This window comes from Streptomyces griseochromogenes, assembly GCF_001542625.1.
Classification (GTDB): domain Bacteria; phylum Actinomycetota; class Actinomycetes; order Streptomycetales; family Streptomycetaceae; genus Streptomyces; species Streptomyces griseochromogenes.
Genome location: NZ_CP016279.1, coordinates 3,731,924 through 3,755,539, shown reverse-complemented (window position 1 = coordinate 3,755,539; position 23,616 = coordinate 3,731,924). Strand labels below are relative to the sequence as shown.

Here is a 23,616-nt window from a genome sequence, read left to right as displayed (position 1 = left end):
GAACCACATCGACATCTGTGTCACGACAGGCAGGCCCGGCATGAATGGAGATGCAGGCAGCCCCCCTTGGGCTTCTCCCGTTTTCCAGGTGCTCACCGCCGGGCTGTGCACCCATCCTCGGTCCGTGCGACTGCCCACAGTGCGATCTGCGTGCGAGAGCGGAGGCCCAGCTTGTCGCGGATCTTGTCCAGGTGCGTGGCGACCGTGTGGATCGAAAGGCCGAGCCGGTCCGCGATCTGCCGGTTGGTCAGCCCTTCGGCGACGAGTTCGGCCACCGTGGACTCCCTCACGGTGAGCCGGAGCCGCTCGTCGGCGGCCCGGACATCGCGCCCCGTCCGGTCCTTGCCGCTCCCCGCGCCGAGCGCGTACGCGACCAGCCGCTCTCCGCACAGCCCACGGGCACCGGCGACGGCAGCCTCCTGCGCCGCTGCCGACAGCCGTGTCCGGGCACGCGCCGCCGCCTGTTCCATCCTGTGCCGCCAGGGAGCCTCGGGTTCGGTGTCCAGGCGGCGCCGCGCCTGCACGCTCGCCTCGTACAGCCGCAGCGCACGCTGCATGTCGCCGCTCTCCGCGGCCACGAGAGCCAGGCCCTCCACGGGGTACAGAGCATGGAAACTGGCCCCTGGAGCGATCCGCAGCACCTCGGCGAACAGGGTTTCCGCGCTGCGCAGACGCCCCAGGGCCAGCCGTACGGCCCCCGCGGTGTGCAGGGCGGCCGCGGTGCGGGGCCACGGCGCTTGCCGCCTCAGCACGGGCAGACACCGTGACATCAGTTCGTCGGCCTCCAGCTCCCCGCCGGCCTGAAGCAGCGCCCAGGCCAGGTGATGGGTGCACCAAGCGGTGTCCTGTGGCCTGCCGGGGGAAGCGACGGCCTCCAGGCACTCCCTGAGATCCGCGACGGCCTCGGCGAACTCACCGCGGCACAGCCGCGCCGCCGCCCGGGCGTCCAGGGCGTTGGCCAGTCCGGCGGCGTCACGGCGCATCCGCTCGCTCCGCACCGCCTGCTCGCCCAGGCGCAGTGCCTCGTCCAGATCGGCCTGCTGGCAGGCCACTCGTGCGGCGAGCGCCGGTACCTGCCCGCCCAGCGCCCGGCCCCCGGCTCCCCGCAGCAGTCCGGTGAGCAGCGCACGGGCGGCCGACGGCTGCTCCTGCTGGTAGTGCACACGCGCCAGCTCCAGTGTCAGCCGCACCCGTACGGCATCGCCGTGGCCGGCGCTGCGGGCCAGTACCGAGGCGAGATTGTCCCGTTCCGCCGCCAGCGGGCTGCCGGCCTGGTCGGCGAACACGTCCCCGCGACCCCGTTCGGCCAGCTCGGTCAGCCACGCGAGCGCCCGGCGCAAGGTGGCGTACAGCTCGCCGGAGGCGCGCAGACGGTCCAGGGCACAGGCACGGATGGCGCTCAACTGTCTGAAGCGGGTGGGCGCCGTCTCTCCCGGCAGACGTACGACGAGCGACTTCGCTTCCAGGGCGCACAGGATGCGGAGGACCTGCCGCCGGCCTATGCCGCCACCGGCGCAGACTGTTTGCGCGGCGGTCACGTCGAACCCGCCGACCAGGACCGAGAGACGCCGGAAGACCGCCTGCTCGGCCGGATCCAGCAGCCGATGGCTCCAGTCGACCGCTGCGGCGAGCCCGCTGTGGCGTGGGGGTCCGGTTCTGCTTCCCCCGGTCAGCAGGTCCAGCTGGGAGAACCGGTCGTCCAGCCCTGCCAGGATGTCGCTCAGCGCGAGCGAACCGACGTGGCGGGCCGCGAGTTCGACGGCGAGTGTCAGACCGTCCAGGCGCCGGCAGATCTCGGCCACCAGGTGGCCGTTGCCGCGGTGCAGCGTGAACCCCGGGGAGTTGCTCGCGGCGCGGTCGACGAAGAGCCGTACGGCATCGGACCGCATGAGGGCCGTCACATCGTCTCCGGCGTCGGCCGGCGGCAGGGACAGCTCGCCGACCCGGAACACGGTCTCTCCGGGCACCCTCAGGGCCTCCCGGCTGGTGGCCAGGATCCGCAGCCGGGGGCAGCGGCCCAGCAAGGTCGCCGCGAGCCGGGCGCACGGCTCGGCCAGGTGCTCGCAGTTGTCCAGAATCAGCACCCGGGAGGCGTCACCGATCGCCCGGACCAGCACGTCGACGCCGGTCCGGCCCGCTCGTTCGCCCACCCCCAGCGCAGCGGCCAGGGACTGCGTCAGCAGCGCGCCGTCCTGGAGCGAGGCGAGTTCCACGAGGTCGACTCGTGCGAAGCGCTTCGGTAATCCCTTGGCGAACTCGAGCGCCAGCCGGGTCTTGCCCACACCGCCCGCACCGGTCAGTGTGAGGAGGCGCGAGCTCCTCAGGAGGGTGCGCAGGCCCGACAGTTCGTGCCGCCGGCCGACGAAGGAGTCGAGCGTCGGCGGCAGGGCGCTCCTACCGGCCGTCGAGTCCGCGGGCGTGGTACCCGAAGCGGCCCGTCGCCGCATCGCCCGCTGCCGGCAGGCGCTGGAGCAGTATCGAGCCGGCCGGCCCCCGTGCGGCCTCACGATCAGCGCCGCACCGCACACCTCACATGTTCGACTCCGGCTCATCCCCGATTCCTGGCCGCACCGCCCGGGAACGAAACCATCGCCTTCAGCCATGTGTCTCCGCGAAAACCGCGCCGGCCGGCTTCGGCGGGAGCGGAGCGGCCGCCGTCACGGATGCGATGGCCGACACCGTGGCGGGGCCGGCCACCGCAGGCGTTCGGGTGCGTCAGGGTGTGGCGGCGGGGTCGATACCGAGGACGACGGTTCCGGTCACTCCCTGGCCGAGGTCGCTGCCTGCCTGGGTGAGGGTCAGCAGGGTCGAGGACCCGCCGTTGCGGTAGATGCCGTCCCGTGCGTTGAGCGTGCGGGTGGCCGTGTTGTTCCGGTACGGGGTCAGGGCGGCGATCCTGGTGTTGTACGCCTCGGGGAAGTAGAGCTGGCCCGTATGGGACACGTGGCCGCCGTGGTACGTCCCTCCCGACACGGTGCCTCCCGCATGCGTCTTGACATGGATGTGGAGGGCCCGGCCGACGTACCAGCCGGGGTAGACGGTGGTGAACTCCGCGACACCGGCGGAGTCGGTCAGCTGCACGCCGCGCAGGAAGGTGGTGTCCGGGGTGGAACCTCCGGCGACATAACCGGAGTAGACGCCGAGGGCGTCGCAGTGCCAGATGTCGACCGCCGTCCGGGGCAGCGGGGCGCAGGTCGCCGCGTCGACCACCGTCACGCGAAGGGTCAGCGGAACGCCCGCCTTCCCCTCTGTGATGTTCTTGCGGACCGTCTCCAGGTCCAGGTAGTACGGCCCCTCGGTCTGCTCGGGCGTGAGGACGCAGGCGACGGCCGGCCGGGCCACGGCGTGGTGCTCGGTGGCGGCGGTCGCCCGCGTGGCGGCGAGACCCAGCGCGGCCACTCCGAGGGTGGCGCCGCCCAGGCCGGCTATGACGGACCTGCGGGTGGCACCCGCGGGAACGTCCGACGGCTCGGGGTCGCGCTGCGGTTCCGCGGTGTTGTGGTGGGGGATGTCAGTCATGGTGTGAGCATGTCGCCGGTGACGACCCACGGGATCGCACGGACGACCCACGAAGCCACCGCGTTACGAAACCCACCACCGGCGCCGCGTCCGCGCCGTCGCGCTGAAGGTGGGCCGACCGTTCTCGGTGACGGTGACGGGGGTGATGCGCCTCTGCTGCGGGGAGGTACGGCTCCTGTACACATGACTGACAAGAAGCTGTCACACGCGGACTGGAATGCGGGTCCGGCGGGCGCCCGTTCTGACTGGCATGACTGTTGGAGTAGCCATCAACGCGTCCGACGCGCGGAACCAGGTCGACGCCACCGTGCAGCAGGCCCAGGAGGCCGCGGCCGCCGGTCTGCGGTCGGCCTGGTTCGGCCAGACCTTCGGCGCGGACTCACCCCAGCTCGCCGCGATCGTCGGGCGCGCGGTGCCCGGACTGCATGTGGGCACCTCCGCGATCCCCGTCTTCGGCCGGCACCCACTGCTCGTCTCCAGCCAGGCCCAGACGGCCCAGGCCGCGACGCACGGCCGCTACCACCTCGGTCTGGCCCTGGGCACCAAACTGCTGACGGAGACCGGCTTCGGCCTGCCCTTCGAGCGCCCCATCGCCCGTCTGCGTGAATTCCTCATCGCACTCAGGCAGTTGACACAGACCGGCACGGCCGACTTCCACGGTGAGCTGCTCACCGCCACCACCCCGGTCCCGGCGCGTGTACCGGGCGCCGAGAGCGGTGTCCCCGTGCTGGTCGCCGCGATGGGGCCGCAGGCGCTGCGGGTCAGCGGTGAGCTGGCGGACGGGATCCTTCCGTATCTGGCGGGACCGCGCGCCTTGGCGGAACACATCGTTCCCGCACTGACCGCCGCGGCCGAGGCCGTCGGCCGTCCCGCGCCAAGGATCGTGGCTCTGGTACCCGGCGTGGTCACGGACGACGTGGATGCGGTGCGGGCGAAGGTCACCGACAACCTCGCGTTCTACGAACAGATCCCGTCCTACGCGCGGGTCATCGAACTCTCCGGCGGCCGCCGGGCCGCCGACGTGGCCGTGATCGGGAACGAGAAGGCGGTCGAAGCCGAAGTGCGACGATACCGTGACGCCGGCGCCACCGAGGTCGTGTTCTCGGGCACCGAGATCGCGGGAGAAGCGGCCCGCCGACGCACGTGGGCACTCCTCGGCGAACTGGCCGGATGAGTGAGCCCATCGGACGTCGGCCGGCAGATGCCCTGCACCCCTGTGCGAGGCCGAGCCTCGCGTGACCAAGGAGAACTCATGACCACTGAGATCGCCACGGCGGACCTCCAGGCATTCACCGAGGACTGGCTGGACTGGTACCGCACCCAGGAGGCCAGGCTCGCCGACCCGCACGGGTTCCTGGCCATCACCGGCCTGCACTGGCTCGACGACCGGCCGCAGCGCTTCCCCGACGCGCCCGGTGCGTGGCACACCGGCCGCGACGGGGTCGTCGTACATCTCGACGACGGAGAAGAACTGGTCGTCGACGGAACGCCGGTGCGCGGTGAACACCGCTTCGGCGTGCTTCCCGAACGCGGCGGCGTCGACGCGGCCTGGGGAGACGCCGTCATCGAGGTCGCCAAGCGCGGCGGCCATGACATCGTGCGCCCCCGGCACCCGGACGCGCCGCTGCGCACCGCCTTCACCGGAACACCCGCCTACGCCCCCGACCCGCGCTGGGCCGTGACGGGCCAGTACGTCCCCTTCGACGAGCCGCGGCCGACCACCGTGGGCGCGGCCGTCGAGGGCCTTGAGCACGTGTACGGCGCTCCGGGCAGGATCGAGTTCGAGCTCCACGGGCGTCAGCTGTCCCTGACGGCATTTCCCGGACAGGGTGCCGGCCAGCTGATGGTGCTGTTCACCGACGCGACCTCCGGCGTCACCACCTACGCCGCCAACCGGGTCCTGGCCGTCGAGCCGCCGGCCGCCGACGGCACGGTCGTCCTGGACTTCAACCGCGCCGCGAACCTGCCGTGCGCCTACACGGACCTGGCCACCTGCCCGCTGCCACCGGCCGAGAACCGGCTGCCGGTCGCGATCGAGGCGGGTCAGAAGATCCCCCGGGAGCGCGGCGGGTCCTCGGCCGAGATACCGGCCGAGGTGACGGCGGCCGGGAACCCGTTCCCCCGCCCGGCTCACTCCTGACGAGCGTCTCCACCGGATGCTTCGGGCCGGTGTGCAGTCGCGCTCGCAGGACCGTGCGGGTTCCCCATGTCCTGCTGCCTGCCCTACGGCACAGTCCTGCAGGGGTGGTTACTTCTCCCAGCCGACCGTCTCCGGGAGCGGGTTGTAGAAGATGGTCGCACCGACGTTGGCGAGGCCCTTCTTGACACCGTAGGTCGAGGGGCCGCTGAACACCGGGAGGAAGGCGTACTGCCGGAGCGCCTTCCTCTCGATCTCGTCGGCCGCCGCGGCCTGCTTGGCGAGGTCGGCGATCTTGCCGGTGGCGCGGATCTCCGTGTCCAGCGCGGGCGAACCCGCACCCGTGATGTTGGAGTCGCGGTCGGAGCAGTAGAAGTCGCACAGGTAGCGAGCGCCGAACGGGTCCATCGAGCGGTTCCCCGACAGGAACAGGTCGAACCTGCGGTCGCTGAGGATCTTCGAGAAGTCCGCCTCGTCGGCCTTCCTGATGTCGAGGCGGATGCCGACCGATTTCAGCATCGCCGCGAAGGCGCCGGCGGTCGCCTTGTCCAGCGGGTCGTCGCCGAGGAGCGTGTAGCCGACTTCGAGCTTCTTGCCGTTCCTGACACGTATGCCGTCGCCCCCGGGCTTCCAGCCCGCCGCGTCGAGTGCTTTCCCGGCCTCGTCCGGCGCGTACTTCAGCACGGCTGAGACGTTGTCCTCATAACCCCTCTGGAAGCTGTAGAGGATGGCGGAACCGGGCAGCGGCTCCTTGTAGTCCAGGCCCTGGAACCGGATCTTCGCGATCTGTGTGCGGTCGATGCTCTCCTCGACGGCCTTGCGCACGGTTTTGTCGGCGAGGACCGAGGACTTGGTGTTGAAGTAGAGCGAGTACTCGAAGGGGCTTCCGCCGCTGCGGATCTCCGTGCCCGGGAGCCCCTTGATCTGTTTGAGGCTCTCGGCGTCGACCGCGGAGACGTAGTCGAGCTGCCCGTTCTTGAACGCGTTGATCGCCGCGGTCGATTCCAGGTTGACGTAGACGCGCTTGTCGAGCTTGCCTTTCCTGCCCCACCACTTCGGGTTGCGGACGAACGTGATGTCGCCCGAGTGGGTGTCCCACTTGCCGACGGTGTAGGGCCCCGCACCCCACTCCGGGTGCGCCTTCTTGACGTAGGCCTTGTTGAAGTTCTCGACCGTTGCGGCCTTGGGGTGCAGGAAGGTGGTGAACAGGCTCGACCAGGAAGGGTCGACTCCCTTGAAGGTGATGACGGCCTGTTTGGCGTTGCTGCCCTTCTCGACCGAGGTGATCTGGTCGTAGCCGTCCGTGGAGGAGGCGGCGTAGTCTTTGTCGGACCCGTTGTTCGCCTTCCACGTGGCCCTGATCGCGGTCCAGTCGATCGGGGTGCCGTCGTTGAAGCCGGCCTTGGGATTGATGGTCAGCGTGACCTTCTGGTTCCCGCCCTTCACGGAGACCTTCACGTCGCTGAAGTAGTCCGGGTTGTACTGCACGTCGCCGGTCGGCGAGTAGGTGATCGCGTCGGCGTTGTACCAGGCCCAGACACGGGAGGCGGTCAGCGTGGCATTGACGTTGAACGGGTTGCCCTGGTCGTCGAAGGTCCCGACCGTGGTGTACGTGCCCCCGTCCTTGATCCGGTCATAAGGCGTGGGGTTGTAGTCGGCGACGGACGGTGCGGCCGAGGGAGCGTTCTTCGCGTCCGACTCCGCGGGGTCCTTCCCGGATGCGGACTGGCATGCGGTGGCGGTGACGGAGATGGCGGCGATCAGGGCGACGGGCAGGGCCAGTCTCGTGCGCATGGTGGAAGGTTCCTTAGAGGTCGGTGAGGGAAACGGCGCCGGGGCCGGTGTTCAGACGGCGTGGCAGGCGTACTGATGGCCGGGGAGCCCGACCGCGGGAGTCGGCACGGGGGGCTGGGTGCGGCAGCGGTGTCGCAGCTCCTCGTCGGCGAGGCGGTACAGCGGGCAGCGGTCGACGAAGACACACCCCGCGGGCGGGCGGGCCGCGTTCGGCTGCTCGCCCTCCAGCACGACGCGTTCGCGGGTGCGTTCCCGCTCGGGGTCGGGTATCGGGATTGCCGACAGCAGCGCACGGGTGTAGGGGTGTTTCGGATCGGAGAAGATCGCCTCGGTGTCCCCGGTCTCGACGATGTGTCCCAGGTACATCACCGCGATGCGATCGCAGATGTACCGGATCACGGCCAGGTCGTGGGCGACCACGAGGTAGGCGAGTCCGAGTTCACGCTGCAGCCGCGCCAGCAGGTTGATCACCCCCGCCTGCACCGAGACGTCCAGGGCGGAGAGCGGCTCGTCGAGCGCGAGCAGCTTCGGCTCCGTCGCCAGGGCACGGGCGATACCGATCCGTTGGCGTTGACCTCCGGAGAGTGCGGCCGGGAAGCGCTCGCCGACCGAGTCGTCCAGACCGACCAGGGTCAGCAGTTCGTGGACCCGTGTGCGGATCGACGCGCGATCACGCCCGATCGCCCGCAGGGGTTCGGCCAGCAAGTGGAAGACGGGCATGCGGGGGTCGAGAGCCCCCAAGGGGTCCTGCATGACGAGCTGTACGTCCTGCCGCAGCTCCCGTGTGCGCGCGCCGGACGCGACCGTGCCGACATCGGTGCCGGAGATCTCGATCCGGCCGCCTTCGGGCCGTCGGAGCCGAAGGATCTCCATCAGCGTCGTGGTCTTGCCACTGCCGGACTCACCCACCAGACCGAGCGTCTCGCCGGCGCGCAGCTCGAAGCCGACCCGGTTGACGGCGTGCAGCGTACCGACCCGACGCTTGAGGAGGGCGCCCTTGGTGACCGGAAAGGTCTTGACGAGATCCTCGACGCGGAGCACCACCTCACCGGCCGCGGCACGATTCGAGGGCGCCGGTCGGTCGACGGGCGCGGCATCCCCCGTGGGGTCCAGGGATCCGTCGGCGATCTCGGTGGCGCGAAGGCAGGCCACGTGCCCGTGCCCGGCGACTTCACGCAGCTCCGGTTCGCCGGAGCGGCACGCGTCGAGGGCGACGGCACAGCGGCGTGCGAAGGGGCAGCCGTCCGGGAGGCCCACCAGGGCGGGTGGCTCCCCACCGATCGGGACCAGGGGGCGGCGGGCTCCGCCGTCCACGGTCGGCACGGCGGCTAGCAGCCGCGCGGTGTACGGCATCGTCGGCCGGCGGAAGAGTTCCTCGACGCCCGCGTGTTCCACGAACCGGCCCGCGTACATGACGGCGACATCGTCCGCGTGGCCCGCGACGACCCCGAGATCGTGCGTGATCAGCACGAGACCGGCGCCGGTCTCCTCCTGCGCCAGCCGCAGCACGTCGAGGATCTGGGCCTGCACGGTGACGTCGAGTGCGGTGGTGGGCTCGTCGGCCACGAGCACGGACGGCCGGTTGGCGATGGCCATGGCGATGACCACGCGCTGGCGCATGCCGCCGGAGAACTCGTGCGGGAAGGCTGTGGCCCGGCTGCGCGGATCGGGGATGCCGACGAGATCGAGGAGTTCCACGGCCTGCTCCCAGGCGGCCCGCTTCGTCAGGTCCTGGTGGACCCGCAGGGCGTCGGAGAGCAGCCTGCCCACCGAGAAGATCGGCGTGAGGGCGGACAAGGGGTCCTGGAAGACCATGCCGATGGAGTTGCCGCGGATCTTCGACAGCGCCCGGTCGTCGAGGCCGATGAGGTCCTGTCCGTCGAGCAGTACCCGGCCGCGCAGGTCGGCGGTGGGCGGCAGCAGGCCCATGATGCCCATCGCGGTGGCCGACTTGCCCGAGCCGGATTCGCCGACGATGCAGAGGGTCCGGCCGGGCAGCAGGTCGAAGCTCACGCCGCGCACCGCCTCGACGGTGCCCGCCTCGGAGGGGAAGGAGATCCGCAGGTCCCGCACGGAGAGGACGGGGACGGCGTCGGCAGGTGGTGCCGGGGCGGGCAGCGGGGTCGCGAGGGTCATCGTCGGCCTCCTGCCGAGCCGGTCACTGACGTGGGGTCGAGGGCGTCGCGCAGGCCGTCGCCGATGAAGGTCATGGACACGGTGAGCAGAACGACCAGCCCCGCGGGGAAGGCGAAGAGCCAGGGGGCGCTCGTGACGGTGCTCGCGCCGTCCGCGAGCATCGTGCCGAGAGAGACGTCCGGGGTCTGGACGCCGAACCCCAGGAAGGAAAGGGCGGTTTCGCTGAGCACGGTCGCCACGACGCCGAGCGTCAGGTTGACGATCAGCAGGGAGCCGAGGTTGGGGATGATGTGGCGGAAGATGATGCGCAGCGGACCGACCCCCATGAACTCGGCCGCCTTCACGTAGTCCCGTTCGCGCAGTGAGGTCGAGACGGACCAGATCACCCGCGCGGTCGACATCCAGCCGAACACGGTCAGCACGACGATGAGGACGCGCCAGTCACCGGCCAGCCGGTGGGAGACCAGCGCGAGGATGAGGAACGAGGGGACGATCAGGAGGAAGTGGATGACGGCGAGCGTCACCCGCTCGACTCGGCCGCCGAAGTACGCGGCGCCGGAGCCGATGATCGCGGCGAGGACGATCGTCAGTACCGACACGCTCACGGCGATCATCAGGGAGCGCTGGAGCCCGTGTACGGCACAGGCGTAGATGTCGTTGCCGCCCTGGTTGGTGCCGAACCAGTGGAGGCCGCTCGGAGGCTGGGTGAGTGCGGTGAAGTCGGCGTCGGTGTACGCGTAGGAGGTGAATCGGCCGCCGAAGGCACCGAACAGCACCAGCAGCGCGAAGATCACCACTCCGACGACGGCGAGGCGGTTGCGCAGGAAGCGCCGCAGGTAGAGCCGGCCGAGGCCGAGGTTCGTGTGCCCCCGCGCAGTGGTCGCGGCTTCCGGAGTCCGCTCCGCGGCCGGACCCGAAGGCGCGTCGGTCGTCGCGTCGGTGGTCACGTCAGCTCACCCGCACTCTCGGGTCGAGGAAGACCGTGGCGATGTCCGCGAGGATCGCGCCGATCGCGGTCAGAGCGGCGGCGAAGGCGGCCGTCGCGACCGCGCCGTGCACATCGTTCTTGCTGATGGTCTGGATGAAGTAGCGGCCCATGCCGTTCCAGCCGAAGATCGTCTCCGTGATGACGGCACCGGTGAAGACGGCCGGGACGCTGAAGGCCACGGAAGCCGCCGTCGGGATGAGCGCGGCCCTCAGGGCGTGCCTGCGGATGGCCTGGCCGCGGGTGAGCCCGGTCGCCCGGGCGGTCCGTACGAAGTCGGCGTGGAGGGTGTCGAGCAGCAGCGAACGCTGCGTCAGGTGGTAGCCGACGTAACCCATCAGCGTGAGCGTCAGGGTCGGCAGGATCAGGTGCAGGAGGCGGTCGCCGATCGTGGGGAGCAGTCCTTCGACGCCTGGTGAGTTCTCCCCGGCGACGTAGAGGAAGTGCAGCCCGGCGTGCTGGTTCAGCCAGATGGCGACGAAGACCACGGCGAGGGCGGCGACGGACGTGGGGACGTTGAACACCACGATGGACACGGCCTGCGACACCCGGTCGGCCCAGCCGTACTGCCGTGCGGCGGTGTAGACGCCGAGCGCGACGCCGATCACGACGGACAGTACGGTCGCGACGACGACCAACTCCGCGCTGATAAGGGCCCGGTAGCCCACCTCTCCGTTGACGGAGACTCCGGTGGGGGACTTTCCCCAGTCGAAGTGCAGCGTCACCGAGGTCAGCCAGTCCCACCAGCGGTGCGCCAACGGCACCCTGGGGTCCAGGTCGTACGGCGCGAGGGCCCGGTCGATCTGTGCCTCACTGCGGACGGGCCGCAGCTCCTTGAAGTTCGACCGCGGGTCCAGGAACCAACTGGCCAGGAAGTAGGTCGCGTTCGTCGCCACCACGATCATCAGCAGCCAGCCCACCGCCTTGCGTGTCACATAGCGCACCACGCGCGGCACCTCCTCACCACACAGAGGATGTGCGCCTCAGGTGCACCGGGGAGACAGGTCGATTGCATGCGCGGTGAAGCTTTCTGCGGGTACGGAACGGAGTGAGGGAGATGCGAGCGTCAGCTTGGTCCGTACTTTGCCGCGGCACCAGGTTTTGCCTGGCGCCGCCATGAGGTCGACATGTTGCCGTAGCACACAGCCCGGAATACGGAGCAATTCGGCTGATCTTGATGTGCTCGGCCGTTACGTTCTGGTCGGCTCGCGCAGGAACTTGGGCCGGCACCGCGGGGACGTTGACGGGCGGCCGGACACCGGAGCGAGGGGCGCGGCCGGGCGAGCCCGGCGTCCTTGCCCCTGAGGTGCTCGTCGTTCAGGTCGACGGCCGTGCCCTGCCCCGAGAACTCACCTACGGCCTGCAGGAATTCTCCGGTACGGCGGTGTGGAAGGCGGGGCTCACGCCTTTCGCCCGTCGTGGTCGGCGGTCACGGTCAAGGCGCTCATCCGGCGGCCGCCAGCAGGGCTGTACGACTGCCGAGGGCTTCGGAGAACTGATCGACGATCTGTGCGAGGGCCTCGGCCGGACCCGGCGCGACGGTCAGCGTGCCGTCATCGCCCACCGCGATGTCCTTGTCCAGCGTGAACCGACCCTGGACGATGTGCGCTGCGCCCATGGAGCTGAGCACCGGGCGCAGGGCGTAGTCGATCGCCAGGACGTGCGCCGTGGTTCCGCCGGTCGCCAGCGGAAGGACGGTCTTGCCGGCCAGACCGTACTGCGGCAGCAGATCGAGCAACGACTTCAGCAGCCCGGAATAGGCGGCCTTGTAGACGGGCGTGCCGATCACGACCCCGTCGGCGCGGTCGACCAGCGCGGTCGCCTCGACGATCGCCGGATGCCGGAAGTCGGCGCCGAGGAGGGCCTCGGCGGGGATGGTGCGGACGTCCAGCGGGATCACCTCGTGTCCCTGGGCCGTGAGCCGCCTGTCCAGGTGGCGCAGCAGGCGGGCGGTGCGAGAGGTGGCGGAGGGACTTCCGGAGACGGACAGGACGGTGGCCATGGCGGACCCTTCGGAGCGTGGGACGGGCGTGGGATCGGTGCGGGGCCGCGCGTCGCGGCCCCGCACCCTGCAAGGGCTGCCCGAGCAGACGGCTACTTGTTGGTCCTGGGCAGGCCGGGCGGGTTGATCTCCGACTTCGCCACGCCTTCGCCGGACAGGCCCCAGCGCTCCAGCACCCTGGCGTAGGTGCCGTTGTGGATGATCTCGTCGAGGGCGTCGGCGAGCGCCTTGACCAGTCCGTTGTCCTTCTTGGTGGTGGCCGCGATAAGGCCCTGGAGAGTGGCACCGGCGCCTGAGTAGGTGCCGACGACCTCCGTCCTCCCGGTGGTGGCCGCGTGATAGGCGGCGGTCGGATTGGGGCCGAGGTAGAGGTCGATCCGGCCGGACTGGAGGGCGAGGTAGGTGTCGCTGTCGTTCTGGTAGTACTTGATGCTCACCGGCTTGAGGCCGGCCTTCACGTCCTCCTTGCTCCACTCGACGAGCAGCTTCTCCTGGTTGGTGCCGCTGCCCACGGCGACCGTCCTGCCCGCCACGTCCTTGGGCCCGGTGACCTTCAGGCCGCTGCCCTTCTTCGCCTCGAAGCCGAGGTTGTCCTCGCGGTAGGAGGCGAAGTCGTACTTCTCCTTGCGCTCCTCGGTGTCGGTGATGTTGCTGAAGCCGACGTCGTACTTGCCACTGTCGAGGCCGACGAAGATGTTCTCCCAGGAGACCGTGTTGATGCGCGGCTCGAGGCCGAGGACGTCGGCGACCAGGTGGGCGATGTCGGGCTCGACACCGATGACGGTCTTGTCGTCGGTGGCGTAGAAGGTGAGCGGCGCGGCGGAGCCGGAGGAGCCGACCGTCTCCAGGGTGCCTCTCCTGCGGATCGCTTCCGGGACCTCGGCGGCGATGGAGTCGACCTTGTCCGTGGTGATGCGGTTCTGGTCAGGGCTGATGTTGATCTTTGTATTGGTGCCCTTCGAGGCCGCGACCTCGGTGGTGCCGCCGTCGGAAGGGTTGCCGCAGGCGGCGAGGACGAGGGCGGAGGTCAGTCCGAGCGCGACTGCGGCGGAGCGGCGGGCGGTGGGGGCGCCCCCTGTTCGAGCGAGGCCGAGAACTTGGGGGAGGGTGGACACGGTCGTTCTCCTTGCGTGGGCATGCGAAACGGGGTGAGGGGCGGTCAGAGGACCTTGGAGAGAAAGGCGCGGGTGCGTTCCTGCCGCGGGTCGTCCAGGACGGCCGTGGGCGGCCCTTGCTCCACGACGACCCCACCGTCCATGAACACCACGGTGTCGGCGACCTCGCGGGCGAAGCCGATCTCATGGGTCACGACGATCATGGTGGTTCCGGTGCGGGCCAGGTCCTTGATGACGTCGAGGACTTCGCCGACGAGTTCCGGGTCGAGCGCCGAGGTGGGCTCGTCGAAGAGCAGGACCTTCGGCGCGAGGGCGAGCGCGCGGGCGATGGCCACGCGCTGCTGCTGGCCGCCGGAGAGCTGCCGCGGGTAGGCGTCGGCCTTGTCGGCGAGGCCGACCCGCTCCAGGAGCCGGCGGGCAGTCTCCTCTGCCTCCTGGCGCGGGCGGCCCAGCGCGGAGACGGGGGCCTCGACGAGGTTGTCCAGCACGGTCAGATGCGGGAAGAAGTTGAAGTTCTGGAAGACGAACCCGAGGTGGGTGCGCTGCTTCAGGATGTCCTTCTCCTTCAGCTCGTACAGCTTGCCGCCCGAGCGGCGGTAGCCGATGAGCTCGCCGTCGATGCTGATCCAGCCGCGGTTGACCTTCTCCAAGTGGTTGATGGTGCGCAGCAGCGTGGATTCCCCCGAGCCGGACGGGCCGAGGATCACGGTGACCTCGCCGGTGCGGACCTCCAGGTCGACGCCGCGGAGCACTTCCAGCGGGCCGAAGCTCTTGTGGACGCCACGGACGTCCACCATCACCTCGCTCCTCGGCTGTCTCCCAGTGGTCTGAGGGTCTTGACGGGTACGACGGGCCGGCTGCGCCGGGCCGCCGCCGCACGCAGATCGCGTAGGAAGCGCCGGGCACGCTGATACGGGGTGAGCGGCGGGGTGCGGTTGGTGCCCCGGGCGTAACGTCGCTCGACGTAGTACTGCGCGATCGACAGCAGGGAGGTCAGCACCACGTACCAGGCGGTGGCGACCAGCAGCAGCGGGATCACCCGGCCGTTGCGGCCGTAGATCACCTGCACCTGGTAGAACAGCTCGCCGATGGACATCACGTAGACCACCGAGGTGCCCTTGAGCAGGCCGATGATCTCGTTGCCGGCCGTGGGCAGGGTGGCGCGCATGGCCTGCGGCAGCACGATCCGGCGGATCTGCCGCAACCGGGGGATGCCCAGCGCGGCCGCGGCTTCCAGCTGCCCGTGGTCGACGGAGATGACACCGCCGCGGACGATCTCGGCGGCGTAGGCGGCCTGGTGCAGCGTCAGCCCGATGACGGCGGCCCCGATGGTGCCGATGAGCGTGTTGCTGTCGACGGACCAGAACACCGGCCCGAAGGGAATGCCGACCCCCAGCTCCTGGTACAGCGCGCTCAGGTTGAACCAGAACACCAGCTGGACGATCATCGGGATGGACCGGAAGATCCAGATGTAGGTCCAGGCGACGGTCTGCAGCACCGGGCTGCGCGAGAGCCGCATGAAGGCCAGGACGGTGCCGAGGAGGAAACCCAGCACGGTGGCGTAGGCGGTGAGCTGGAGGGTCACCCACACCGCCTCGACGATCGTCTCGGACAGGACGTAGTCGCGGAAGACCCCCCACTCCCAGACCGGGTTGGTGGCCAGCCCGTGCACGAACTGGGCGGCCGGCACGACCACGGCGACGACCGCCGCCCAGCGAGCGTAGTGACGGGCGGGAACGACCGTCAGCGTTGCCGGCTCGTCCGGGACGGTCGGGGCTTGGGGGCCGGTGCCCGGTGAAGTCGCGCCGGGTGGCGCGGTGGCGGAGTCAGGGGTGAGTCCCATCGTGGCGTTCCTGCTCACTGGTTACTTGTGCTCGGGCGGGTTGATCCGCGACGCGTCGATCGCGGAGGCGGAGGTGCCCCACTTCTTGAGGATCCGGGTGTATGTGCCGTCCTCGATCAGCTCGTTGACGGCCGCCCGGAACGCCTTCGTGAGCGGGGAGCCCTTCTTGAAGGCGAAGCCGACGTCGAGACGGTGGTACTCCCCGAGGAAGGTCGTCCGCGACGCGGTCTGTGCGGCCTGGTAACGCAAGCCGTTGATGGTCGACATGATCACGTCGATGCGGTCCTGCTGGAGCGCCGTGAGGGTCGCCGGCGTGGGGCCGAACTTCGCGCCCGGCTGGAGAGGGCGATCGCACCCGCGGTCCGCCCGGCGGTCGACGGCGACCGGTGAGCCCGCTCAGGTGTGGCGTTCCCTACATTTCCTATCGGTTTACTAGGGAAACGTTGACGTTCCCCAGCGGGGTGCGCAGGATGATGCACATGTCCCCCGCGCAGCAACGACTCGTTCGTCGTCGGCACGTCGACTTTGGTCACGTCGTCAGCGCCGCCTGCTGTCGCGCGTAAGGCACACGTCCGCCACAGAGCGCGTGCCGCTCCGCTCCTTCTCTCTCATCCCGGACGACCAGGCGATCCCATTTCCGTCGCGCCTGACGTCCCGACGTACTTCCGAAGGACGACCGCCATGACCACGGCACTTCCGGCCCAGGCCACCACCCCATCGGGTTCGCCACTCCCCGACCTGCGCCGTCTCCGCATCGTCGCAGACCACGCGCAGGGCGGCGACGAGGGACACGGGGCCGCTCCCCTCGTCGGTTACCTCGTGCTCGTCCCCGAGGGCACCGATCCCACCGAGCTCTTCGCCAAGGACGTGACACGGCCGGAGATCCGACCGGTCGCCTACACGGACTCACCTCCCGTGCGGCAGACGAGAGGCGATGCCGTCCGTATCGACACCGCCCGACATGCCGCAGAAGCAGATGGACGCGAACTCGACCTCACCTACCTGGAGTTCGCCCTGCTGGCGCATCTCGTTTCGCATCCGCATCATGTGCACACGCGCGAGCAGCTGATGGTCCGCATATGGGGCTACGACCACATCGGCGACGGCCGCACCGTGGATGTCCACATCGCGCGCCTTCGCCGCAAGCTGGGCGCGGCTCACCGATACCGGATCGTCACGGTGCGGCGCATGGGCTACAAGTACGTGCCCGACCAGCAACAGAGCCCCGACTCGACATCCTGCCATTGACCTTGAGGAGACTTCCCCATGGGCGTTGCCGCTGCGCCGTCCGGCCCCAATTCGGAGTCCGACCGGAACGGGCCCGGCCGTGCGCAGTGGCTGCGCGTGGCCCGCGAGACGGCGGACGACCTGGCCACCGACGCGGTGGACCGGGAGCAGGCGGGCAAGGCCCCGTTCGACGAGGTGTCCCGCCTGCGCGAGGCGGGGCTGCTGACGCTCCTCGTACCGGCCGAGTCCGGGGGAGGCGGCACGGACTGGCTCACGGCCTACGCCGTGGTCCGGGAGATCGCCGCGGCCGACGCTGCGATCGGTCAACTCCTCGGCTGCCACTACTTCCTGTCGTGGAGCGCGCGGTTCTTCACCGAGCCCTCTCCAGCCGCCCGGGTCGAGGGACAGTCCGCGGCGGAACAGTGGTGCTGGGGTGGTGGATTCGCCCGCCAGGAACCCCCGCTCGTCCTGACGAGGACAGGCGGCGGTCATGTGCTCGACGGCCGGCAGAGCTACGCCACCGGGGTCCTGGTCGCCGACCGCCTCGCCGTGCGCGCCGTGCGGGCCGACACCGGGGAACCACTCGCCGTCGTCGTCGATCCCGCCCGGCCCGGCGTCGGGATCGACGGCGACGCCGACACCTTCGGCCAGCGCCTCGCGGCCGGCGGCAGCGTGGAGTTCGATGCCGTACCGGTTGCCGACCACGACGTACTCGGTTCCCTGTCCGCGGACGAGGACGTCCTCTCGCCCCCGGCCGCGCTGGTGGCGCCGGTCGGACGTCTCCTCTCCGTCCAGCTCCGTCTCGGCATGGCCGAGGGAGTGCTCGCCGAAGCCCGGGAGTACAGCCGGGCGAGCCACTCGCCCTGGCACCCCGCCTGGCCGGTCGGCCCTGCCCAGGACCCGCAGGTGCTGGCCGCCTACGGGGAACTCACCGTCCTCACCCGCTCCGCGTCCGCACTCACCGATCAGGCACTGCAAGCCGTGCACGGCGGGCTGGCACTCGGCGAAGACCTCACCTACGACGAGTACGCGGACATCTCCGTCCTCGTGGCCATGGCCGAAGCCGCCGCCTCCCGGGCCGCGCAGGAGTCCGCCGCCCGTGCCCTCGACATCGTCGGCGCCCGCTCCGCGTCTGCACGGCTGGGCTTCGACCGCTTCTGGCGCAACGCCCGGACCCACACCTTGTACGAGCCCGTCGCTCACCGGCTCCGCGATGTCGGGGACTACTTCCTCAACGGCGCGCACCCACCGTTCGTCCTGCCTGCCTGACGCCTACGGGCCGACCCGGAGCGCCGGATCAGCGGCAGAGGGCACCCGCGTCCCGGACGGTCGAGAACATGAGGGACACCTGCCACTGCCCGGCGGCCTGCGGAGCGGATGCCTGGCGAAGCCGTACGGGATAATGGGCGCATGCGGATCTCAGCCAGGGCGGACTACGCGGTACGTGCCGCGCTGCAGCTCGCCGCGTCACGGGACGACGGACCGATGAAGGCCGAGGCCATCGCCGACGCTCAGGACATCCCGCACAAATTCCTCGAAAGCATCCTGAACGACATGCGCAGGGGCGGTCTCGTCCTCAGCCAGCGCGGGGGCAGCGGCGGCTATCGGCTGGCCAGGCCCGCCGAGTCCATCAGCATCGCCGACGTCATCCGCGTCGTGGACGGACCGCTGGTCTCGGTGCGCGGGGTCCGCCCTCCGGAGCTGTCGTACACCGGCCCGGCCGAGTCGCTGCTCCCCTTGTGGATCGCATTGCGGTCCAACGTGCGCGAGATCCTCGACGGCGTGTCGCTGGCCGACGTCGCGGCCGCCCGACTACCGGCCGAGGTATCGGCGTTGAGCGATGCCCCAGCGGCGTGGGCAAACCCCTGATACGCCGAGCCATTCACCCTCATCCCAGATGACGAGATAAGCCCGTCCAGCATGCGAACACCCTCTTGGGGCGGACGCCACCTTCTGCCACGATCCCTAGCAGTCAGGTAGGAAAACTAGGGATTGCGGGGTGGGGGTCATGAGATCACTCGACCGCGCACTCCTGTTGCTGCCCCTGCTGACCTCGCGTCGCCACATCGACTTCGGCCGCACGTCCAGTGACATCTGTCGGCCCGTCTGAGACCTGGGCAGAACCTGTCGGCAGCACGACGGAGACCGCTGGGCTCCTCCCGTCGTTCTGCCGGCTCCGGCGAACAGGTCGCCCTTCGACCGGCAGCTCCCACCGCCTCCCCTGACCGCACGTCTCCGGCGCGACAGGGTTGTGGCAAAGGCGCAACACCCACTCCCCCCACGATCGGCTCTCCCGCCCGAGACGGCATTCCTGCTGCCCAGGGTCGGCGAGCGGACCGGCTGGTGCGCGCCATGCGACTCACGCATCACTTTTCGTACCTCCCTGATCACCCATTCCCCGAGAGGACACCTCCGTGTCTGCCGCAAGACCGCTCACCACCCTGCGCACCATCGCCGTCATCACGGCGCTGCCTCTCCTGCTGACCGCCTGCGGGTACGGATCCAAGTCCACCGACGACGGGAAGAAGGCCGCGGTCGCGGCGGGCGCCAAGAAGCTCTCCGCCGATGAGGTCAGGATCGGCTACTTCCCCAACCTCACGCACGCCACCGCCCTCGTGGGCGACCAGGAGGGCCTGTTCCAGAAGGAGCTCGGCGGCACCGCGATCAAGCCCTCCACCTTCAGCGCCGGGCCGTCCGAGATCGAGGCGCTGAACGCCGGGTCCATCGACATCGGCTGGATCGGTCCCTCCCCCGCCATCAACGGCTACACCAAGTCGAACTGCAAGAACCTGCGCATCATCGGCGGTTCCGCCTCCGGCGGCGTGAAGCTCGTCGTCAACCCGAAGAAGATCAAGTCCCTGAAGGACGTCAAGGGCAAGAAGATCGCCACGCCTCAGCTGGGAAACACGCAGGACGTGGCGTTCCTCAACTGGATCGCGGACCAGGGCTGGAAGGTCGACGCGCAGAGCGGCAAGGGCGACGTCTCCGTCGTCCGCACCGACAACAAGATCACTCCGGACGCCTACAAGTCCGGCTCCGTCGACGGCGCCTGGGTGCCCGAGCCGACCGCGTCCAAGCTGGTCGCCGAGGGCGGCAAGGTGCTGCTGGACGAGGCGTCGCTGTGGCCGGACAAGAAGTTCGTGATCACGAACATCGTCGTGCGGCAGGCCTTCCTCAAGGAGCACCCGGACGTGGTCGAGGCGGTGCTGCGCGGCTCGGTGAAGACCAATGAGTGGATCAACGCCAACCCGGAGAAGGCGAAGGCGGCCGCCAACACGGCGCTGAAGGAGCTGTCGGGCAAGGCACTGCCCGCCGGCGTCATCGACCCTGCCTGGAAGTCCATCACCTTTCTCGACGACCCTCTGGCCTCGACGCTCAGCACCGAGGCCGAGCACGCGGTGAAGGCCGGTCTGCTGGACAAGCCCGACCTGAAGGGCATCTACGACCTCACGCTGCTGAACAAGGTCCTCAAGGCCGACGGCAAGGACGAGGTCGACGACGCCGGTCTCGGCACCAAGTAGCGACAGCCGGGCCGATGAGTTCCCAGGAGGTGGCGATCATCTCCACCCGCCCCTGACACGGACGTTGCGAGAGCCCGGCGCCATTCGAGCCGGGCCCTCGCAACGTCTCCCAGAGGCCGCGCCGGCAGAACCGGGACCACACACCGGACACCGGGACGGCCGTCACCGGCCCGGAGGAACACGGCGTGTGCTCACCGCTTCCGCGGCACGCCACATGGTGCGACGAGTTCGTCGATCATGTTCTCGAACAGGGTCAGGTGATCGTCGAATGACGAGGCCGGGCGCCTATGGACGGCCACGGGCGCGATGCCGTCGACCAGGGCCACGGTTGCGTGATCTCGTTGACGTCGGCGGCGGGCAGGGTCATCGGCGGCGGCGCGGGGCGGACAGAGCGGCGGTGAAGTCGTCCAGGGCCGCGAGGTTGTGGGCGCTGACAACGGCGTCGCAGTAGGGCAGTGCCGCGGCCATGCCGGCCACGAGCGGACGGTAGCGCGGGCTTGCCGTGCGCGGGTTGACCCATACGACGCGGTAGGCGACCCGGGACAGCCGCGCCATGTGGATGGCGAGGTCGGCGGGCGCGCCGGTGTCCCAGCCGTCCGAGATGATGGCGACCACGGCGCCGTGCGCCATGCCGCGTCGGCCGAACCGCTCGTTGAACTCCGCCAGGCATTCCGCGATCCGGGTGCCCCCGGACCAGTCCGGGGCCGCCTGTCCGGCCCGGGCCAGGGCGTCGTCCGGCCCGGCCCGCCGGAGGACGGGCGTGAGGCGGGTGAGGCGGGTGGCGAAGGAGAAGACCTCGGCGTGGGTGGCGCGGGCGGCACAGTAGAGCAGTTGCAGCATCGCGCGGGCATACGGCTCCATCGATCCGGAGATGTCACAGAGCACGACGAGGTCGCGCGGGCGGGTGCGGGGCACGAAGCGGCGCAGCCGCAGCGGGTATCCGCCGGTGCGCCGACTGTCGGAGAGGGTGCGGCGTACGTCGATGCGCGCACCGTGATGTGCGGCGCGGTGCCGGCGGGACGGCCGGGTCGGGGTGCGGAGCACGAGGGTGCGCATCACGCCGGAGAGCCGCGCCAGTTCCTCGGCGGACAGGTCCGCGAAGTCGCGGCTCGCGAGACGGTCGAGCGGACTGGCGGCGAGGGGTACGGGATCCTCCCTCCGCTGTGCGTCGGACTCCCGGCCGCGTCCGTCCGCGGTGGCCTCGCGGGCGCCGGGGACGCGGCCGGGAAGGGTGCGCGGGAGCGAGCGCGCCGGGTCACCGGACTGCCCGCGCCGCACCTCGCGGTCGGCCGGGCCGCCGAAGACCTCGCGGAAGACCGCGTCGAACGGCTCGATCTGCTCGGGGTCGGACACCAGGGTGGCGAGCGCGCAGTGCCGCAGCTCGCGCGTCGTCGACGGTGCCAGCAGGGTGAGCGCCCGAGCGAAGCTGCGGGTGCGGTCGGGGCCCACCGGGATCCCCGCGTCGTGCAGGGCGGTCGTGAACGCGGCGGCCAGTCCCGGCAGATCAGGCATCGGTGCCGGCCTCCGCATCGATCAGCTCCGCCAGTCCGGCCCGGCGCACGGCCTCCAGGTCCTCGGCGTACTTGAGTACCGCCCCCAGGGTGCGGTCGGCGGCGTCGGCGTCGAGGACGGACAGGCCCAGTGTGTGCAGCGCGCCGGCCCAGTCGATCGCCTCGGCGATGCCGGGCGGCTTGGTCAGCTCTTGCCGGGCACGCAGGCGCGCCACCGCCCGTGCCACGCGCGGGGCCAGCCACTCGGCCGCCTCCGGCACCCGTCTGCGGATGATCGCGGCGACTCGTGCGGTGTCCGGGTAGTCGATCCAGTGGTAGAGGCAGCGGCGTTTGAGCGCGTCGTGCAGATCCCGGGTCCGGTTGGAGGTCAGTACGGCCACCGGCGGCACCGCGGCCGTCCGGGTGCCGAGTTCGGGGATGGTGACCGCGGCATCGGCGAGCAGTTCCAGCAGGAACGCCTCGAACTCGTCGTCGGCGCGGTCCACCTCGTCGACGAGCAGCACCGCCGGCCGGGGCCCAGGGTGGCAGATCGCGGCGAGCAGCGGCCGTGGCAGCAGGTAGTCCTCGGTGAACAGGTCGGCGTCCCGCAGGGGCTCCCCGCGGGATTCGGCCAGCCGGATGGCCAGTAGCTGCCGGGGGTAGTTCCACTCGTACAGGGCCTCGGCCGAGGACAGTCCCTCGTAGCACTGCAGCCGGATCAGTGGGGTGTCCAGCACGGCGGCGAGCGCGCGGGCCGCCTCGGTCTTGCCGACGCCGGGCTCGCCCTCCAGCAGGATCGGCTGCCGCATCCGCACGGCCAGCAGCAGCGCCGTGGCCAGGGCATCGTCGGCCAGGTATCCGACTGCGTCGAGACACGAGCGCAGGGCGGGGACATCGGGTACGAGGGGGTCGAGGTCAGGCATGCGCGTAACGGGAGGGGTCGTCGGCGAAGGCGTGCCGGCACCCCGGCCCGCAGAAGTACACCCTGCTGCCGGCCCGGTCCAGTGCCAGGGTGCCGGGCGTGATCGTCACGGTCATGCCGCACACGGGATCCACGCCCTCAGCCACGGCCTGCGGCGAGGCGGAGTCGGCTCCGGGGCGCACGGCTCGGGCCGCCTTCGGCCGCAAGGCGATGATCTCGGCATACACCGACAGCGCGATCTCCCCGGGGGTCCGCGCGCCGATGTCCAGACCGGCCGGGGTGTGGACGTGCGCGCGTTGTTCCTCGGTGACGTCCAGCCCGGCGAGCACCGCCGCGCCGCGCTTCGGACTGGCCACCAGCCCGATGTACGGGATCCCGGCACGTGCGGCCTCGATCAGCACGGTCTCCTCGTCGCGGCCGTGTGTGGCGATGACGACGACGTCCAGATCGGGCGGCAGCGGCTCCCCTGGCGAGGCCGGCCGGGCGTCGAGGCCGAGCACGCGACCGACGTCGAGCAGGGCGCGGGCGATCGGGGCGTGTCCGTAGACGTACGCCAGCGCCGGCGGAAGGTTGGCCTCCAGGAAGATGTCGAGCGTCCCGCCCGACAGACAGGGATTGGCCACCGTGACCAGGCCTTCGACAGACTCCTGCGCGCCTTCGGTGCCGGTGTCCGCGCCGGGCGTGATCCTCAGCAGCAGCGACTCGCCGGTCTCCAGCACGCGCAGGCCCTGCAGTCGCACCGTCGTCTCGGCGCAGGTGCCGCCCACGAAGCCCTCGACGGTGCCGTCGGGCAGCACCAGCGCGCTGTCCCCGGGCTTGGCGCTCGTGGGCCGTTCCGCGTGGACGACGGTGGCCAGGACGAACGGGGTCCGGCCGTGCCGGAGCACGTCCGCCCGGGTCAGCAGTTCGGTGCTCGTCATCGCGG

At 70.4% G+C, this 23,616-nt stretch carries 20 protein-coding genes and 1 pseudogene; 6 read left to right on the top strand and 15 right to left on the bottom strand.

Annotation, left to right across the window (positions count from 1 at the left end; translation table 11 throughout):
• Positions 1-92 precede the first annotated feature (92 nt).
• Together AVL59_RS15930 and AVL59_RS15925 are read right to left on the bottom strand one after the other, a co-directional pair.
• Positions 93-2,447: an ATP-binding protein gene (locus AVL59_RS15930; RefSeq protein ID WP_237281515.1), complete on the bottom strand. Its 2,355-nt coding sequence runs from the start codon at positions 2,445-2,447 to the stop codon at positions 93-95.
• Between the two features lie 268 nt (positions 2,448-2,715).
• Positions 2,716-3,519, bottom strand: coding sequence for an intradiol ring-cleavage dioxygenase (locus tag AVL59_RS15925; protein WP_079146720.1), 804 nt, complete (start codon positions 3,517-3,519; stop codon positions 2,716-2,718).
• A 250-nt stretch (positions 3,520-3,769) separates the two neighbouring features.
• On the opposite strand from AVL59_RS15925, the gene AVL59_RS15920 reads away from it, so the two are divergent.
• Both AVL59_RS15920 and AVL59_RS15915 read left to right on the top strand, forming a co-directional pair.
• Positions 3,770-4,693: an LLM class F420-dependent oxidoreductase gene (locus AVL59_RS15920; protein ID WP_067304439.1), complete on the top strand. Its 924-nt coding sequence runs from the start codon at positions 3,770-3,772 to the stop codon at positions 4,691-4,693.
• Between the two features lie 78 nt (positions 4,694-4,771).
• Positions 4,772-5,659, top strand: a complete 888-nt coding sequence (locus AVL59_RS15915; RefSeq protein WP_079146719.1) for a DUF1684 domain-containing protein — start codon at positions 4,772-4,774, stop codon at positions 5,657-5,659.
• A 108-nt stretch (positions 5,660-5,767) separates the two neighbouring features.
• Here AVL59_RS15915 and AVL59_RS15910 read toward each other — a convergent pair whose 3' ends face one another.
• The 9 genes and pseudogenes from AVL59_RS15910 to AVL59_RS15870 form a co-directional block, all read right to left on the bottom strand.
• A complete protein-coding gene (locus AVL59_RS15910; RefSeq protein WP_208870386.1) occupies positions 5,768-7,450 on the bottom strand; it encodes an ABC transporter family substrate-binding protein in 1,683 nt (560 codons plus the stop codon).
• 51 nt (positions 7,451-7,501) lie between these two features.
• Positions 7,502-9,586 carry a dipeptide ABC transporter ATP-binding protein gene (locus AVL59_RS15905; protein ID WP_067304437.1) on the bottom strand — a complete coding sequence of 695 codons (2,085 nt, stop codon included), beginning with the start codon at positions 9,584-9,586 and terminating at the stop codon, positions 7,502-7,504.
• Positions 9,583-10,533: an ABC transporter permease gene (locus AVL59_RS15900; RefSeq protein ID WP_237281514.1), complete on the bottom strand. Its 951-nt coding sequence runs from the start codon at positions 10,531-10,533 to the stop codon at positions 9,583-9,585. Before AVL59_RS15900 ends, AVL59_RS15905 begins: the two co-directional genes overlap by 4 nt.
• A 1-nt stretch (position 10,534) precedes the next feature.
• Positions 10,535-11,518: an ABC transporter permease gene (locus AVL59_RS15895; protein WP_067304435.1), complete on the bottom strand. Its 984-nt coding sequence runs from the start codon at positions 11,516-11,518 to the stop codon at positions 10,535-10,537.
• A 497-nt stretch (positions 11,519-12,015) separates the two neighbouring features.
• Positions 12,016-12,573, bottom strand: coding sequence for an NADPH-dependent FMN reductase (gene ssuE / locus AVL59_RS15890; RefSeq protein ID WP_067304432.1), 558 nt, complete (start codon positions 12,571-12,573; stop codon positions 12,016-12,018).
• A gap of 92 nt (positions 12,574-12,665) precedes the next feature.
• Positions 12,666-13,688, bottom strand: coding sequence for an ABC transporter substrate-binding protein (locus AVL59_RS15885; protein ID WP_067304429.1), 1,023 nt, complete (start codon positions 13,686-13,688; stop codon positions 12,666-12,668).
• Positions 13,689-13,732: 44 nt separating this feature from the next.
• The gene (locus AVL59_RS15880) at positions 13,733-14,485 is read right to left on the bottom strand and encodes an amino acid ABC transporter ATP-binding protein (protein WP_067304427.1); all 753 of its coding nucleotides are present in this window, start codon (positions 14,483-14,485) and stop codon (positions 13,733-13,735) included.
• The gene (locus AVL59_RS15875; RefSeq protein ID WP_067304424.1) at positions 14,485-15,531 is read right to left on the bottom strand and encodes an amino acid ABC transporter permease; all 1,047 of its coding nucleotides are present in this window, start codon (positions 15,529-15,531) and stop codon (positions 14,485-14,487) included. The genes AVL59_RS15880 and AVL59_RS15875 overlap by 1 nt, the downstream gene beginning before the upstream one ends.
• 21 nt (positions 15,532-15,552) lie before the next feature.
• Positions 15,553-15,840: pseudogene (locus AVL59_RS15870) on the bottom strand (transporter substrate-binding domain-containing protein); the annotation flags it as partial.
• 372 nt (positions 15,841-16,212) lie between these two features.
• Between AVL59_RS15870 and AVL59_RS15865 the strand changes: the two are divergent.
• The 4 genes from AVL59_RS15865 to AVL59_RS15850 all read left to right on the top strand — a co-directional run bounded on the left by AVL59_RS15865 (position 16,213) and on the right by AVL59_RS15850 (position 20,279).
• On the top strand, positions 16,213-16,779 hold the full coding sequence (locus tag AVL59_RS15865; RefSeq protein WP_067304418.1) for a winged helix-turn-helix domain-containing protein: 567 nt from the start codon (positions 16,213-16,215) through the stop codon (positions 16,777-16,779).
• 18 nt (positions 16,780-16,797) lie between these two features.
• On the top strand, positions 16,798-18,027 hold the full coding sequence (locus AVL59_RS15860) for an acyl-CoA dehydrogenase family protein (RefSeq protein ID WP_067304415.1): 1,230 nt from the start codon (positions 16,798-16,800) through the stop codon (positions 18,025-18,027).
• A 141-nt stretch (positions 18,028-18,168) separates the two neighbouring features.
• The gene (locus tag AVL59_RS15855) at positions 18,169-18,627 is read left to right on the top strand and encodes an RrF2 family transcriptional regulator (RefSeq protein ID WP_067304413.1); all 459 of its coding nucleotides are present in this window, start codon (positions 18,169-18,171) and stop codon (positions 18,625-18,627) included.
• A gap of 545 nt (positions 18,628-19,172) precedes the next feature.
• A complete protein-coding gene (locus tag AVL59_RS15850; RefSeq protein ID WP_067304410.1) occupies positions 19,173-20,279 on the top strand; it encodes an aliphatic sulfonate ABC transporter substrate-binding protein in 1,107 nt (368 codons plus the stop codon).
• 191 nt (positions 20,280-20,470) lie between these two features.
• Here AVL59_RS15850 and AVL59_RS55570 read toward each other — a convergent pair whose 3' ends face one another.
• Genes AVL59_RS55570 through AVL59_RS15835 form a run of 4 tightly spaced genes read right to left on the bottom strand, consistent with a single transcriptional unit; the run spans position 20,471 to position 23,611 of the window.
• Positions 20,471-20,605 carry a hypothetical protein gene (locus tag AVL59_RS55570; protein ID WP_257785084.1) on the bottom strand — a complete coding sequence of 45 codons (135 nt, stop codon included), beginning with the start codon at positions 20,603-20,605 and terminating at the stop codon, positions 20,471-20,473.
• Positions 20,606-20,642: 37 nt separating this feature from the next.
• On the bottom strand, positions 20,643-21,791 hold the full coding sequence (locus tag AVL59_RS15845; protein ID WP_079147389.1) for a vWA domain-containing protein: 1,149 nt from the start codon (positions 21,789-21,791) through the stop codon (positions 20,643-20,645).
• Positions 21,784-22,692: an AAA family ATPase gene (locus AVL59_RS15840; protein WP_067304404.1), complete on the bottom strand. Its 909-nt coding sequence runs from the start codon at positions 22,690-22,692 to the stop codon at positions 21,784-21,786. Before AVL59_RS15840 ends, AVL59_RS15845 begins: the two co-directional genes overlap by 8 nt.
• Positions 22,685-23,611 (bottom strand): XdhC family protein, encoded by a 927-nt coding sequence (locus AVL59_RS15835; RefSeq protein ID WP_067304401.1) that lies wholly within the window; start codon positions 23,609-23,611, stop codon positions 22,685-22,687. The genes AVL59_RS15840 and AVL59_RS15835 overlap by 8 nt, the downstream gene beginning before the upstream one ends.
• Between the last annotated feature and the right edge of the window lie 5 nt (positions 23,612-23,616).

Coding starts and splice junctions, on each gene's coding strand:
- AVL59_RS15930 (WP_237281515.1), bottom strand. CDS start 2,447: ATGCGGCGACGGGCCGCTTCGGGTACCACGCCCGCGGACTCGACGGCC.
- AVL59_RS15925 (WP_079146720.1), bottom strand. CDS start 3,519: ATGACTGACATCCCCCACCACAACACCGCGGAACCGCAGCGCGACCCC.
- AVL59_RS15920 (WP_067304439.1), top strand. CDS start 3,770: ATGACTGTTGGAGTAGCCATCAACGCGTCCGACGCGCGGAACCAGGTC.
- AVL59_RS15915 (WP_079146719.1), top strand. CDS start 4,772: ATGACCACTGAGATCGCCACGGCGGACCTCCAGGCATTCACCGAGGAC.
- AVL59_RS15910 (WP_208870386.1), bottom strand. CDS start 7,450: ATGCGCACGAGACTGGCCCTGCCCGTCGCCCTGATCGCCGCCATCTCC.
- AVL59_RS15905 (WP_067304437.1), bottom strand. CDS start 9,586: ATGACCCTCGCGACCCCGCTGCCCGCCCCGGCACCACCTGCCGACGCC.
- ssuE (WP_067304432.1), bottom strand. CDS start 12,573: ATGGCCACCGTCCTGTCCGTCTCCGGAAGTCCCTCCGCCACCTCTCGC.
- AVL59_RS15880 (WP_067304427.1), bottom strand. CDS start 14,485: ATGGTGGACGTCCGTGGCGTCCACAAGAGCTTCGGCCCGCTGGAAGTG.
- AVL59_RS15875 (WP_067304424.1), bottom strand. CDS start 15,531: ATGGGACTCACCCCTGACTCCGCCACCGCGCCACCCGGCGCGACTTCA.
- AVL59_RS15865 (WP_067304418.1), top strand. CDS start 16,213: ATGACCACGGCACTTCCGGCCCAGGCCACCACCCCATCGGGTTCGCCA.
- AVL59_RS15860 (WP_067304415.1), top strand. CDS start 16,798: ATGGGCGTTGCCGCTGCGCCGTCCGGCCCCAATTCGGAGTCCGACCGG.
- AVL59_RS15855 (WP_067304413.1), top strand. CDS start 18,169: ATGCGGATCTCAGCCAGGGCGGACTACGCGGTACGTGCCGCGCTGCAG.
- AVL59_RS15845 (WP_079147389.1), bottom strand. CDS start 21,791: ATGCCTGATCTGCCGGGACTGGCCGCCGCGTTCACGACCGCCCTGCAC.
- AVL59_RS15840 (WP_067304404.1), bottom strand. CDS start 22,692: ATGCCTGACCTCGACCCCCTCGTACCCGATGTCCCCGCCCTGCGCTCG.
- AVL59_RS15835 (WP_067304401.1), bottom strand. CDS start 23,611: ATGACGAGCACCGAACTGCTGACCCGGGCGGACGTGCTCCGGCACGGC.